Here is a 13,157-nt window from a genome sequence, read left to right on the forward strand (position 1 = left end):
GGCCGCTAACCTGACGGGGTCAGTGGCGTCGACGGACTGGTAGGCGACGACTGGGAGGAGGGCCGCCGAATGCCGAACTCGCTCCTGTGGATCGGGTTGGTCGCCGTGTGGTTGTTCGTTCTGGTGCCGATGCTGGTCACGAAGCGCCCCCGTATCCGTCAGACGACCGACGCCGCACTCGCAACCCGGGTTCTGCACCGAGGTGACGACGAGCCACTCGCCCCGCGCGGGCCGGCCGCAGGTCATCGCCGCGATCCCCACTGGCGTCCGAGTCGGGATTCCGCCCGTCCCACTGCCGGCGACGACTCCGGTCGCGTCCGCACGGTGGACGACCGCAGACACCGCCACCCAGCGGAGGACCGCATGGACACACAGCTCGACACCGACCACGACACCGACTTCGACGACCGTCCCGAACGTGCTCCCGCCCGGGAGTTCGTGCCTCAGCGCCGCGGACGCGGCGGATTCGATCCCCAGGCCGACGCCATGGCCCGCGCCGCGCGCTACGAGTTCCGGCAGCGCACCGTGCTCGGCCTGCTGTTCGCAGCGATCATGACCGCCGCCCTCGCCCTCGTCGTCTCGTCGGCGCTGTGGTGGCTGTGCGCGGTCGCGACGGCCGCCCTCGCGGGCTACCTCGTCTACCTTCGTCGTCAGGTGCGCGTCGAACAGGAGATCCGTCGTCGTCGCATGGCCCGCCTGAACCGCTCGCGCCTGGGCGTCGAGTCGCACAGCGACGACGAGTTACGTCTCGTCCCGGCGCGGCTGCGCCGTCCCGGCGCGGTCGTGCTCGAGGCCGACGACGAGGACCCGGTGTTCGAGCACCTGGACCGCTACGCGGACGACGAACCCGCCTACGAGGCGTACGAACCCCGCTACGACGCCGACGACTACCCGGTGCGCCGGGCATCCGGCGAGTAGCCGTCGGTCCGCTCGGGAGTATTCAGCGCCCGGTGACGATGTGTGCCACGAGAGGCGCCGACACCGAGCCGTCCGGGTCGGTGAACCGGGCCAGCACCGATCGGGCCTCCGAGGTGATCGCCTCGTACGTGCCGGCGTCGATCCGTTCGATCAACGGGCTGCCCTCGACCTCGGTCGCCACCATCGCATCCACGGACGGGAACCGCGCGCTTCCGGTGTGCGTGGTGAACCGATCGACGGTGAGTCCGGCGTCGCGGAACCATCCCCGCAGTTCGTCGCGGTCCCCACAACTCCAGTAGGTGCCCAGGAGAGACGCCGCGGGCGGACCGGCGTGCCGGACCGCGACGTCGACGAAGTCCCGGTAGGCCGGCTGCTCGTCCAACGCGGCCGGCACACACACGGCGACCACCTCCGTCGCCACGCGTCGCATCTCGCGCAGCGCCCGGGCACGATCGGGAAAGAACATCAGCGCCATCTGGCACAGCGCCGCATCGAACGAACCGTCCGCGAACGGCAGCGCGCCGGCGTCACCCCGGCGCCATTCGACGTCGGGACACATCCGGCGTGCCACCGCCAGCATGGCCTCGCTGACATCGACACCGACGACCCGGCCCGACGGCCCTACCCGGTCGGCGGCCACGCGCGCGACGATCCCGGTTCCGCATGCCACGTCCAGCACCCGTGTGCCCGTCGTGATCGCAGCCTGGTCCAGCAGCCGTGGCGCCCACTGCGCGAAGAGCGCGGGTACGAAGCGTGACTCGTACACCTCCGCGGCCGCCGGTGAAATCCCGAAGTTCTCGGTCGTGTTCGTCATGTCCCGAGGGTGGCGCCGCGCCCGGGTACGGCGCATCGGGCAGGTGACCCATCTTCCGGGTGGGCGGCGGCATACGCGGCGGCCTCCGAGCGGTTCCGCACGCCGAGCTTGCGGAGGATATGGCTCACGTGGTGCGCCACCGTCTTGCGGGAGACGAACAGCCGGCCGGCGATCTCCGGATTCGTCAGGCCCACCGCGAGCAGGTCCAGCACCTCGCGTTCGCGGGCGGTGAGGCCGCTGTCGAGGCCCGGGGCGGTGCGAGCGGTGGCGCGGATGCCGGGGCCGCGCATCCCGAGACGCCGCAACAGGGCCGCGGAGCGGTCCGCGGCGGCGACGGCTCCGAGTTCCCGGAAGATCGTCACCGCCGTTCGCCCCCGTGCGGCCGCGAGGGTGGGATCGTCGTTCATCGCCGATTCGGCCAGTTCGAGCAGGCAGCGGGCCGCCTCGAACGGCGCCGCGCGGTCCGCCCAGCGAGCAGCGGCCGTCTCGAAGGCATCGACTGCGGCCACCACGCGGCCCCGCGCCGCGGCGGTCAGCCCCGCCGCCTCCACCGCCTCGGGACCGTCGGGGTCGAGCGCCGCCGCGGTGGCCGTCGCCGCGTCCAGGTCGCCCGTGGCCGCCTGGGCCCGGGCGCACAGCAGGGACGTGGCGCCGCGACGTTCGAGCAGCCGCCGGGCGGTTGCGGGGTCACCGTCGGCGAGGGCGACCTCGGCGCGAGCGGTGTCCAACTCCGCGGTCGGGCGGGGGGATCGATCCAGCATCGCCCGGGCCTCGTCGAGCCGCCCCTGCCGGACCCGGAGCGTGGCGAGGGCCGCGACGGCGCGCGCGTGGACAGCGGGGCAGACCTTCTCGTCGAGCGTGAGCACCGCCGTCAGCAGCCGGTCCGCCTCCGCCCAACGGCCCGCGGTGAGCAGCAGTGCCCCGTAGAGGGTGCGGCACTCGACGTACAGGAAGGGGCACCCCCGGCGGGAGGTGAAGTCCTCGGCGACGCGGCACCACTCGCCGGCGCGACGGGTGTCGCCGGCGAGCGCACACGCGCCGAGCATGTCGCAGCAGACGAACACGACGGTGTCGAATCGGCGGTCCGCATCGCCCAGGGCGGCCGCCGCGGCCTCGTCCAGCAGCGCGAATCCGGGTTCCAGGTCGCCCCGGGCCACAGCCACGTGTCCGGACTGGGCGAGTGCCACCAGTTCGAGATCCCGGTCGCCGCATCGGCGTGCGGCGTCCAGGGCGCGCGCCACCCACGGCGCGGCCGCCGCGGCGTCCGGGAGCAGACGGTGGGCGTGTGCCACCCACACCAGGGCGTGCAACGCGCCCGGTGCCCCCTCGGACAGCAGTCGCTGCGCCCGGCGGACCCAACCGTGGGCCACCGACCGATTGCCGAAATCGGACGTGTAGCTGATGCTCAGCCACGCCGCGCAGCGAACCGCGCTCTCCCGGTCGCCGCTCCGGAGAGCCGTCGTGTAGGCCCTGCGACAGGCGGCGACGCTGTCGTCGAGGCGCCCGAGCCACCACGACGCCTCGCCGATGCCGAGCCACGCCGCCGGATCGTCGGTCGCGGCCGCCACCGACGTCAGGTCGGCCAGCGCGGCGGCCCACCGACCCTCCCGCAGGGCCTGGTCCCCACGTAGGCGCACTGCATCCACAGGTCGATTGTCCGCCGCCGTGACCTGTGCCGATACCTCAATTTCGTCTCCGGCGCGCACGTTTGCTACAGTTTGCGGGCGGTTCCGAACGGAACCCGCGGGGCTGTGGCGCAGTTGGTAGCGCGCTTCGTTCGCATCGAAGAGGTCAGGGGTTCGATTCCCCTCAGCTCCACCACCGAAGGGCGTCTCCCGGGCCGGGAGGCGCCTTTCGTCGTCGATGTCGTGCCGCCGATTGCGGGCCGAACAGCCGCGCGGTCGGGGAGACTGTGTGACATGGAACACAGGATGAGTGACGACGAGTTGCGGCGCGCTATTCGAGTGCTCCGCGAACGTGCCGACAGCGCCCGCAGCGAAGGCCGCGACGCCGACGCCGACGGCATCGAGGAGACGATCCGCAAGTACCAGGAGGAAATGGCCCAGCGCCTCTGACTCACCCCGCGGACGGGAGGACGAACGCTCCTTGCACCACGGCGCCTGCGCGGCGCCGCGGCGGTCGACGTCGCGCTAAGGTGGCCCGCAGACGACGAGAGCGGGGGCGGGCATGGCGATCAAGGACCTGCGGGGCAGGAAGTTCCTCGTGACCGGAGCGGCCAGCGGTATCGGCCGGGCACTGGCCCTGGCCGCCGCCGCGGAGGGCGCCGAACTGGTGCTCACCGACCTCGCCGCCGACGGTCTCGACGACACGGTCCGCACCGTGCGCGAACGTGGGGGCTCGGTGCTGCACGCCGCGGCGCTCGACGTCTCCGACTACGACGCCGTCACCGCCTTCGCCGCCGACGTCCACGAGCGCGCCGGGGCCCTCGACGTCGTCGCCAACGTCGCCGGAACGTCGGTGTGGGGCACGGTCGACGCGCTCGAGCACCGGCACTGGAAGCAGATGGTCGACGTCAACCTCATGGGGCCGATCCACGTCATCGAGAACTTCGTGCCGCCGATGATCGAGGCCGGCCGCGGTGGGCATCTCGTCAACGTCTCCTCCGCGGCGGGACTGCTGGCCCTGCCGTGGCACGCGGCGTACAGCGCGAGCAAGTTCGGTCTGCGCGGCGTGTCCGAGGTGCTGCGGTTCGACCTGCACCGGCATCGCATCGGGGTCTCGCTCGTCGTGCCCGGTGCGGTCCGCACCCCGCTGGTGAACTCCGTGCAGATCGTCGGCGTGGACCGCGACCATCCGGCCGCCCGCAAGCTCACCGCCCGGTTCGAGCGGCACGCCGCGTCGCCGGAGAAGGTCGCCGGGTGCATCCTCGCCGGGATCCGGAAGAACCGCTTCCTGGTGTACACGTCGTTCGACGTGCGTTTCGGCTACTGGTGGGCCCGCAAGTTCGCCCCGCCGTACAACGTGGTGATGCAACTGGCCAACAACTACTTCTCCCGCACCCTCGAGGCCGTCCGCACCCGCCGGTGACGCTCAGGCCGAGGTCTTGTCGAGGGCGAACTCGCGTAACCGCGTTCCCGCCCGCAGCGCTTCCCGATCGTGCGTGACCATCACGACGGCGACGTCGCGCTCGCGCGCCGTGCGTTCGAGCAGTTCGACGATCTCGCGGCTGCGGTCGGCGTCCAGCGCCGACGTCGGTTCGTCGACCAGCAGGACCGCAGGATCGTTGACGAGACTGCGGGCGATCGCGACCCGCTGCCGCTGCCCGCCGGAGAGCTGGTGGGGACGGCGGTCGGCCTGCTGCGTCAGCCCCACCGCCGCGAGCAGGTCGCGGGCGCGGGCCCGGTCGATCCGGCGCCCGCTCAGGTGCGCGACCAGCGCGAGCTGCTCCGTAGCGGTCAGCGAGGGCAGCAGGTTCGCCTGCTGGAACACGAAGCCGATCCGGTCCCGCCGCAGCCGGGTCCGCGTCGCCGCGTCGAGATCCGTGGTGTCCACGCCGTCGAGGACCACTCGGCCGGAATCGGGCACGGTGAGCAGTCCCGCGACGGCGAGCAGGCTCGACTTGCCGGATCCGGACGGGCCGGTGACGGCGACCGTCTCGCCGGCCTCGGCGTGGAAGTTCAGGCCGTCGAGGACGCGCAGGGTGGCGTCTCCGTCGGGATAGGTGAGGACGATGTCGGTGAGCCGCACGCTCATGGTGGTGCCTTTCTCGAACGGATCTCTCGAACAGCTCAGTGGGCCGCGGCGAGCGCGGTCAGCGGGTCGACGGAGCCGATGCGGGCGACGGCCGCCGCGGCACCGAGGAGGCCGATCCCGACCAGCGCGACGAACGGCAGGACGGTCGTGGCCGCGCTCAGCGTGAACGGAACGACGGTGGCGGCGGCCGCCCCGGCGGCGGTGGCGGCGACGGTGCCCAGCCCGGTTCCGAGCACGAGCACCACGGCGGCCTGTCCGAGGGCGTCGCGCAGCAGGTAGGAGGTGGAGGCACCGATCGCGCGCAGCACCGCGATGTCCCGGCTGCGCTGGACGGTCCACACCGTGAAGAACGCCCCCACGACGAGGGCGCCGACGACGAGCAGCATGGCCTGCATCAGCAGCAGCGACCCGCGTTCGGAGGTGTACGACCCGATGGTGTCCAGGGTCGCGGAGGTGTCGAGCACGCTCGTGCCGGTCGCGGTCGCGACCGTGGGCGCGTCGAACCCGGGTCCGGTCCGCAGCGCGATCACCGTCCCGTCGGCGCCGGCCGTCGCGGGCAGGTCGCGCCAGGTGCCGAGGTCGAGCCACACGACGGGCTGATGGCTGTAGTAGGAGTCCTCGACGAGGGCGGCGACGGTGACCTCCCGGCCGCCGACGGTCAGGATCGTGCCCGGCGACCAGCCGTTGTCTGCGGCGAGTTGCGCGTCGACGGCCGCCGTCGCCGGGCGCAGGCCTGCCGGTGCCGCGAAGGACCCGGGAGCGACCCCGAACAGGGCCGCCGCCACCTCGCGTCCGCCCGACCCGACGCGGCCGGGCGCGACCCCGAGCACGGCGGTGTCGGCCACACCGGGCTGCGCGGCGAGTGCGGCGCGTTGCGAGTCGGTGACGGTGGACTCGCCGAACGACACGTCGGACGGATCGGTGCCGCCGCCGTCGAGGGCGAAGTGCTCGGCGCCGATGCCGCGGATCGCGGCGATCGACTGGTTGCCCAGGCCCGCGGTGAGGCCGGAGAGCATGACGACGAGGAACGAAATCAGGACGAGCACCGCCGTCATGACGGCGAAGCGCCCCGTGGCGAAGCGCAGATCGCGCAGTGCGAGGAACATGAGTTCCACCGTGCCCGGCGCGACGGTGCCCGCGCATCGCTCGGCGGATGGGTTCGCGGATCAATCGAAAGTAGGAGGCGGCGGCGTGGTCGGCGGTGTTAGCGTCGGTGCAATGCAGACCGCCCGACCGCACCCTCCCGAGGGGACGGTCCCGGTGCTGCGTGCGATGCAGCTGGGCCAGCACGCGCTGTTCGTGCTGCTGCTGCTGGTCGGGGCACTGCGCGGTGCCGGCTCGGCGGGGGTGCTGGTCCTCGCGGGCGCCGAATTCGCCTGGTACGTCTCGGGGCTGTGGTTCGCCCGGCGCGGATCCCGCGGCGGAATCTGGCTGGCGGTGCTGCTGGCCGGGTGGCTGGCGCTGGTGCTGCTCGCGCCGGATTTCGTGTGGCTCGCCTTCGCGCTGTTCTTCCTGTGCTTCCATCTGCTGCCCACGGTCGCCGCGATCGCGGCGACCGCGGCACTGACGGCGGTCGCGATCGCCGCGAGCATCGGGCACGGCACCGCCAACCCGACGGCCGCCGTGCTCGGGCCCCTGTTCGGGGCGCTCGTGGCGTCCGGCACGGCCCTGATCTACCGCCAGCTCGTGCGCGACGCGGAGCAACGCGACGCGCTGCTCACCGAACTCACCGCGGCGCACCGCGAACTGCTCGACGCCCAGGACGAGCTGGTGCGGTTGCAGCGGGAGACCGGCGCCACCGCCGAACGGGCCCGCCTCGCCCGCGACATCCACGACACGCTGGCCCAGGGCTTCTCGTCGATCCTGCTGCTCGCCCGCGCCGGGTTGCGGACCGGCGGCGACACCGCGGCGCTGCTCGGCCGGATCGAGGAGACCGCGCGGCGCAATCTCGTCGAGGCCCGCCGGGTCGTGGACAAGCTGCGTCCGTCCGACCTCGACGACGCGCCGCTGGCGGCAGCCCTCGGCCGCGTCCTGGACCGGTTGCGCGGTGACACCGGCATCGACGCCGAACTGCGCGTGGACGGTGAACCGCTGCCGCTGCCCACGGGATTCGACGTGGCGTTGCTGCGGGTGGCGCAGAGCGCGCTGGCGAACGTCCGGCTGCATGCGCGGGCCCGCCGCGTGCGGGTGACCCTCGCCTACGCCCCGGACGAGGTCCGGCTCGACGTGGTCGACGACGGAGCCGGTTTCGACGTCGACGCGGCCGGTTCGGGCGGGGGCTTCGGGCTCACCGCCATGCGGGATCGGCTCGCCGAACTCGGCGGCGCGGTCGTCGTCGAGTCGGCGCCCGGCGACGGAACCGCCGTGGCCGCAACGCTGCCCGTGCGGATGCTGCCGTGATCCGGGTGCTGCTCGTCGACGACCATCCCGTCGTGCGGGCGGGCCTGCGCGCGCTGCTCGCGTCGGAGCCCGGGCTCGAGGTGGTGGCCGAGGCCGCGTCCGGGCAGGAGGCCGTCGCCCAGAACGCCGCGCACCGCCCGGACGTGGTGCTGATGGACCTGCGGCTCGGACCCGGGATGGACGGGGCGGACGCGACGGCCGAACTCGCGGCCGCGCCGGATCCGCCGAAGGTGCTGGTGCTGACCACGTACGACACCGACTCCGACATTCTGCGCGCGGTCGAGGCGGGGGCGGCCGGCTACCTGCTCAAGGACGCCGACCCCGCCGTGCTCGTCGACGCGGTGACCCGGGCGGCGCGGGGCGAAACCGTGCTGGATCCCGGTGTGGCGCAACGTCTCTACCGCAGCATGCAGACACCCCGGGTGGAGCTGAGCGCCCGCGAGATCGAGGTGCTCGCCGCGGTGGCGCGCGGCCTGTCCAACCGGGCCGTCGCCAAGGAACTGTTCGTGAGCGAAGCCACCGTCAAGTCCCATCTGGTGCACGCATTCTCGAAGCTGGGTGTGGACTCGCGCACCGCGGCGGTCGCCGCGGCACGCGAGCGCGGCCTGCTCTGAGGGTCAGCCGGCGCGTCGCAGCGTCGCGTGCAGATGGTGCGTGAGCGGGGTCTGCGCGTGCGCCATCCACAGGTCGTAGGACAGGTCGTCGCCGTCGAGTACGAACCGCCGCCGCAGCTCGTGCACCGGCTTGGCGTGCGGAGAGCGCTCGAGGTGGACGGGCGTGAAGTCGAGGACGCCCTGGGTGAGCCGGGAGCGCTGGATCTCGACGAATCCGGTCGGCTGGGAGACCAGCAGCTCCACGTCGTGGTCGGCGAGACGGAGGTAGCCGTTCTCGGTGTGCATGGGCTGACCGGTGCCGGGGTTCTTCGTGCGGCTGACGTACATCAGGAACGGCTTCCCCGGGACGGCGGTGAAGTCGATGGTCTCGTCGTAGGTGAAGTCCTCGATGGTGGGGTAGTGGCCTTCGCCGCCGCCCACCCAGCGGCCGGCGAAGTCGGCGAGGTCACCGAGCGGGTCGGTGTCGGTCATGAATGTCTCCTCGGTCGTCGGGCACCGCCGATCCTGCCACCGCGGATGGACGCCGGGTCGGGTTCGGGGAGTTTCGGCGCACCGTGAGGCGGCCCGCGGCATTACGGTCTATTCCATGAACGCTGCGCTGGGTGTGGACTCCGAGGTGGGGGCGCTGAGAGCGGTGCTCATGCACCGGCCGGGCGCGGAACTCGAACGCCTGACTCCCCGCAACAACGACCAGTTGCTGTTCGACGCGCTGCCCTGGGTGGCGCGGGCGCAGGAGGAACACGACGCGTTCGTCGAGCTGCTGCGGGGGCGGGGCGTGGAGGTGCTGCTCCTGTCCGACCTGCTCACCGAGACCCTCGAGGTCAGCGGCGCCGCCCGCGTCCAGGGGGTGTCGTCCGCGGTGGACCCGCGCCGGCTCGGGCACGGGCTGGCGCACGAACTCGCCGCCCACCTGCGCGCGATGTCCGCCGCGGACCTCACCCGCGTCCTCGTCGCGGGCATGACGTTCGACGAACTGCCCGCCGCGGGACTCGGGGCCGCGCCGTCGCTGGTGCGGTTGATGCACCACGGTGCCGACTTCGTGATCGAGCCGCTGCCGAACCTGCTGTTCACCCGGGACTCGTCGTTCTGGGTCGGTCCCCGGGTCGCGATCCCCACCCTGGCCCTGCCGGCCCGGCGCCGGGAGGCGGCGCTCACCGACCTGATCTACGCGTTCCACCCGCGGTTCCTGGGGGTGCGGCGGGCCTACGAATCGCACACCGCGCCGGTCGAGGGCGGGGACGTGCTGCTGCTCGCTCCGGGCGTCGTGGCCGTGGGCGTGGGGGAGCGCACGACCCCGGCGGGTGCGGAAGCGCTCGCTCGGAGCGTCTTCGAGGACGGTCTCGCGCACACCGTGCTGGCGGTGCCGATCGCGCAGCAGCGGGCCTCGATGCATCTGGACACCGTGTGCACGATGGTGGACGTCGACGCCGTGGTGATGTACCCGGCGGTGCGGGAGACGTTGCAGGCCTTCACTCTCCGCCGGGAGAACGGTGACGTCCGGATCAGTGGGCCGCGCGGGTTCCTCGAGGCGGCCGCCGACGCGATGGGGATCGAGAAGCTCCGCGTCATCGACACCGGCCTCGATCCGGTCGTCGCCGAACGGGAACAGTGGGACGACGGCAACAACACCCTGGCCCTCGCGCCCGGCGTGGTGGTGGCCTACGAACGCAACCTCGAGACCAACACGCGCCTCGAGGACGCGGGCATCGAGGTGCTGCGCATCGCCGGGTCCGAGCTGGGCTCCGGACGCGGCGGGCCCCGCTGCATGTCCTGCCCGCTCGCCCGCGCCCGGCCGACCGCGGGCGAGGCGGGGACCTAGAGGATCTCGCGCACCTTCTCGACGGGCCGGGCCAGGACGGTGCCCTTGTCGGTGACCACGATCGGGCGCTCGATGAGGATCGGATGGGCCACCATCGCGTCGAGCAACTCGTCCTCGGAGGCATCCGCCAGGTTCAGCTCGCCGAACAGCGACTCCTTCCGCCGGATCGCCTGGCTCGGGACCAGGCCGGCGTCGTCGAGCAGCTTGCGCAGCCCGTCGCGCGACGGCGGGGTCTCGAGGTACTTGACGACGGTCGGTTCGAGGCCCGCCTCCTGCAACACCTTCAGGGTGTTGCGGGACGTGCTGCACCGGGGGTTGTGGTAGATCGTCGCGGTCGTTGCCATGGCCACATTCTGCCGTGCGGCACGGGCGAGTGCGGGGGTGCCGCGGCGCATTCGGGAACGGTCGGCCGGCACTGTTAGCCTCGACGCACCATCAGCCCACCTGAGGACGCCCCGATGCTCGACATCGTCATCGACCCCGGCTCGCCGGTCCCGCCGTACGAGCAGTTGCGCCAGCGGATCGTCACGATGGTGCGGCGCGACGAACTGATCGCCGGCACCAAGCTGCCCACCGTCCGCGGGCTGGCCGAACACCTCGGCATCGCCCCGAACACCGTGGCCAAGACCTACCGTGAGCTCGAGCAGCTCGGCATCATCGAGACGCGGGGCCGGGCGGGCACGTTCGTCGCGGATTCCGGTGACCCGACCCGCACGCTCGCCCAGCGCGCCGCCACCGGCTACGTCCGCGAACTGCGCACCCTCGGCATGTCCGACGACGAGGTGCTCGAGTTCGTCGTCGCGGCGCTGCGCGGCGCCTGAAACCACCGACACCCACCCGTCAACGAGGAGTTTCCCATGAGTGGCACCGTGCCGGCGCGCATCGCGTTCGCGGTCGAGGCCATGGATCCGCAACCGGGCAGCGACGTGCTCGAGATCGGCTGCGGAGGGGGCGTCGCGCTCGCGCTCGTGTGCGAGCGGCTGCGCCGCCGCGGCTGCGTCGTGGGGGTGGACCGCTCGGCGACGCAGATCGACCGGGCGCGTCGCCGCATCCGGGACGGCCTCGACGCCGGGCTCGCCGAACTGCGTGTCGGCGAGTTCCCCGGCGTCGACCTGCCGGGGTCGTTCGATCTCGTCTTCGCCGTCAACGTCCCCAGTTTCCGCAGCGACGACCCCGCCGCGCCGACGGCTGTCGCGTCGCTGTTGCGACCCACCGGCGAGCTGTGGGTGTTCGACGAACCCCCTCCGGGGCTGGCCGTCGGACCGGTGTCGATGCGGATCAGCGCGCTGCTCTCGCGCTGCGGTTACGCGATCGTCGACATCGTCGAGGGCGGCCGGACCGTCGGCGTGCGGGCCGCGCCCGCGGACGTCACCGCCAGCTCGGCAGCCACAGCTGCTGGTGCCACGTCTCCACGGTGATCGGCGCGGCCGTCAGGATCGGCCACAGCCACACGAAGTTCGCCACCACCAGGCCGACGTAGAGGCACACGACCAGCAGACCGGTCGACCGCCGCTCGGTCGAGGCCCGCGGCGATCCGAGCACGTCGCCGAGCACCAGTGTCAGCCCCATGACCAGGAACGGCGCGAGCGGAACCGCGTAGAAGTAGTACATCTGCCGGTCGAGCGTGGCGAACCACGGCAGCAACGTCGCCGCGTACCCGGTGAGCACCGCGGCCCACCGCCAGTCCCGCCGCACCAGCAGTTGCCATCCGCCCCACACGAGCATCGGCAGTGCCAGCCACCACATCGCCGGGGTGCCCACCAGCATGACGGCCTTGACGCACTGCTCACCGCCGCACCCACGGATCTGCTCGCCGTCGGCGAAGTAGTACAGCATCGGACGCAACCCCATCGGCCACGTCCACGGCTTGGACTCCCACGGATGCACGTTGCCGGCCGAGTTCGTCAGACCCGAGTGGAACTCGAGCACGGAGGCGCTGTAGTACCACAGCGAGCGCAGCGCGTCCGGCACGAACGAGAACGCCCCGTCCGTGCCGATCTGCCGGCCCACCGCATGCCGGTACACCCCGGTCTCGCCCGCGAACCACGCCCAGAACGTCGCCAGATACACGGCCAGCGGCACCACCACGAGCGCGTAGAGGGCCGGGCCGACGTCACGCAGACCGGTCCCGAGCCACGGTCGTCGCACGCCGTAGGCGCGGCGCGCGGCGACGTCGAACGCCACCGACATCAACCCGAAGAACGCGATCAGATACAGCCCCGACCACTTCGTGCCCACCGCCAGGCCCAGCAGCACACCGGCCCCGAACCGCCACCACCGCACGCCCAGCCGGGGACCCCACACCGTGTCGGCGATGCGTCCCTCGGCGTGCACGCGCGCCATCCGCGCCCGCACCTCGTCCCGGTCGACGATCAGGCACCCGAACGCGGCGACCGCGAACAGCGCCAGGAAGATGTCCAGCATCCCGAGGCGCGACGAGACGAAGGTGACGCCGTCGGCGATCAGGAGAATCCCGGCCAGACCGCCGAGCAGGGTCGAGCGGGTCAACCGCCGCACGATCCGCACCACCAGCAGGACCAGCAACGTCCCGGCGACGGCGGCCGAGAACCGCCATCCCCACCCGTTGTAACCGAACAACGCCTCGCCGAGCGCGATGAGCTGCTTGCCCACCGGTGGGTGCACGACGAGGCCGTAGCCGGGGTTGTCCTCGATCCCGCCGCCGGTGAGCACCTGCCAGCCCTGCGGGGCGTAGTGCTTCTCGTCGAACACCGGTGTCTTCGCGTCGGTGGGGTAGTGCAGCATCGTGAACCGGGTGATCGCCGCGATCGCGGTGACGAACAGCGTCACCACCCAGCCCCGGCCGCGGTCGACCGGACCGAAATCCGATGCCGGCACCGTCGGACCCGGGCTGTGCATC

At 72.4% G+C, this 13,157-nt stretch carries 15 protein-coding genes and 1 tRNA gene; 9 read left to right on the plus strand and 7 right to left on the minus strand.

What is annotated here, in order from left to right; all coding sequences use genetic code 11:
* Positions 1–69 precede the first annotated feature (69 nt).
* Entirely contained in the window at positions 70–918 is an 849-nt protein-coding gene (gene sepX, locus LZP97_RS01400) for a divisome protein SepX/GlpR (RefSeq protein ID WP_010593004.1), read from the plus strand.
* Positions 919–940: 22 nt separating this feature from the next.
* Here the strand turns inward: sepX and LZP97_RS01405 are convergent, their stop codons facing one another.
* Entirely contained in the window at positions 941–1,732 is a 792-nt protein-coding gene (locus LZP97_RS01405; RefSeq protein ID WP_017679461.1) for a class I SAM-dependent methyltransferase, read from the minus strand.
* Positions 1,729–3,378, minus strand: a complete 1,650-nt coding sequence (locus LZP97_RS27365; RefSeq protein WP_326491664.1) for a LuxR C-terminal-related transcriptional regulator — start codon at positions 3,376–3,378, stop codon at positions 1,729–1,731. The genes LZP97_RS01405 and LZP97_RS27365 overlap by 4 nt, the downstream gene beginning before the upstream one ends.
* A 99-nt stretch (positions 3,379–3,477) precedes the next feature.
* On the opposite strand from LZP97_RS27365, the gene LZP97_RS01420 reads away from it, so the two are divergent.
* From LZP97_RS01420 to LZP97_RS01430, 3 genes are all read left to right on the plus strand, one after another.
* Positions 3,478–3,553 (plus strand) — tRNA-Ala (locus LZP97_RS01420).
* A 110-nt stretch (positions 3,554–3,663) separates the two neighbouring features.
* Positions 3,664–3,807, plus strand: a complete 144-nt coding sequence (locus LZP97_RS01425) for a hypothetical protein (RefSeq protein ID WP_155621893.1) — start codon at positions 3,664–3,666, stop codon at positions 3,805–3,807.
* Positions 3,808–3,919: 112 nt separating this feature from the next.
* Entirely contained in the window at positions 3,920–4,780 is an 861-nt protein-coding gene (locus LZP97_RS01430) for an SDR family oxidoreductase (protein WP_064065655.1), read from the plus strand.
* A gap of 3 nt (positions 4,781–4,783) precedes the next feature.
* Here the strand turns inward: LZP97_RS01430 and LZP97_RS01435 are convergent, their stop codons facing one another.
* Together LZP97_RS01435 and LZP97_RS01440 are read right to left on the minus strand one after the other, a co-directional pair.
* Positions 4,784–5,446, minus strand: coding sequence for an ABC transporter ATP-binding protein (locus LZP97_RS01435; protein WP_010593000.1), 663 nt, complete (start codon positions 5,444–5,446; stop codon positions 4,784–4,786).
* Positions 5,447–5,481: 35 nt separating this feature from the next.
* Positions 5,482–6,552 carry an ABC transporter permease gene (locus LZP97_RS01440; protein ID WP_010592999.1) on the minus strand — a complete coding sequence of 357 codons (1,071 nt, stop codon included), beginning with the start codon at positions 6,550–6,552 and terminating at the stop codon, positions 5,482–5,484.
* A 112-nt stretch (positions 6,553–6,664) separates the two neighbouring features.
* On the opposite strand from LZP97_RS01440, the gene LZP97_RS01445 reads away from it, so the two are divergent.
* Both LZP97_RS01445 and LZP97_RS01450 read left to right on the plus strand, forming a co-directional pair.
* Positions 6,665–7,846, plus strand: a complete 1,182-nt coding sequence (locus LZP97_RS01445) for a sensor histidine kinase (RefSeq protein WP_051009366.1) — start codon at positions 6,665–6,667, stop codon at positions 7,844–7,846.
* Positions 7,843–8,460, plus strand: a complete 618-nt coding sequence (locus LZP97_RS01450; RefSeq protein ID WP_017679467.1) for a response regulator — start codon at positions 7,843–7,845, stop codon at positions 8,458–8,460. The genes LZP97_RS01445 and LZP97_RS01450 overlap by 4 nt, the downstream gene beginning before the upstream one ends.
* Positions 8,461–8,463: 3 nt before the next feature.
* Here LZP97_RS01450 and LZP97_RS01455 read toward each other — a convergent pair whose 3' ends face one another.
* Entirely contained in the window at positions 8,464–8,931 is a 468-nt protein-coding gene (locus tag LZP97_RS01455; protein ID WP_010592996.1) for an FABP family protein, read from the minus strand.
* Between the two features lie 115 nt (positions 8,932–9,046).
* On the opposite strand from LZP97_RS01455, the gene arcA reads away from it, so the two are divergent.
* On the plus strand, positions 9,047–10,279 hold the full coding sequence (gene arcA, locus LZP97_RS01460; RefSeq protein WP_017679468.1) for an arginine deiminase: 1,233 nt from the start codon (positions 9,047–9,049) through the stop codon (positions 10,277–10,279).
* On the opposite strand, the gene arsC is transcribed toward arcA, so the two are convergent.
* On the minus strand, positions 10,276–10,623 hold the full coding sequence (arsC, locus tag LZP97_RS01465; protein WP_026137470.1) for an arsenate reductase (glutaredoxin): 348 nt from the start codon (positions 10,621–10,623) through the stop codon (positions 10,276–10,278). The two genes, arcA and arsC, sit on opposite strands and share 4 nt — an antisense overlap.
* A gap of 114 nt (positions 10,624–10,737) precedes the next feature.
* On the opposite strand from arsC, the gene LZP97_RS01470 reads away from it, so the two are divergent.
* Positions 10,738–11,100, plus strand: coding sequence for a GntR family transcriptional regulator (locus LZP97_RS01470; protein WP_017679470.1), 363 nt, complete (start codon positions 10,738–10,740; stop codon positions 11,098–11,100).
* Between the two features lie 36 nt (positions 11,101–11,136).
* Entirely contained in the window at positions 11,137–11,697 is a 561-nt protein-coding gene (locus LZP97_RS01475) for an SAM-dependent methyltransferase (RefSeq protein ID WP_017679471.1), read from the plus strand.
* Here the strand turns inward: LZP97_RS01475 and LZP97_RS01480 are convergent.
* A complete protein-coding gene (locus LZP97_RS01480) occupies positions 11,648–13,156 on the minus strand; it encodes a dolichyl-phosphate-mannose--protein mannosyltransferase (protein ID WP_174557556.1) in 1,509 nt (502 codons plus the stop codon). The two genes, LZP97_RS01475 and LZP97_RS01480, sit on opposite strands and share 50 nt — an antisense overlap.
* Between the last annotated feature and the right edge of the window lies 1 nt (position 13,157).

It is taken from the genome of Rhodococcus sp. DMF-1, from assembly GCF_021441945.1.
Lineage (GTDB): Bacteria > Actinomycetota > Actinomycetes > Mycobacteriales > Mycobacteriaceae > Rhodococcus > Rhodococcus ruber.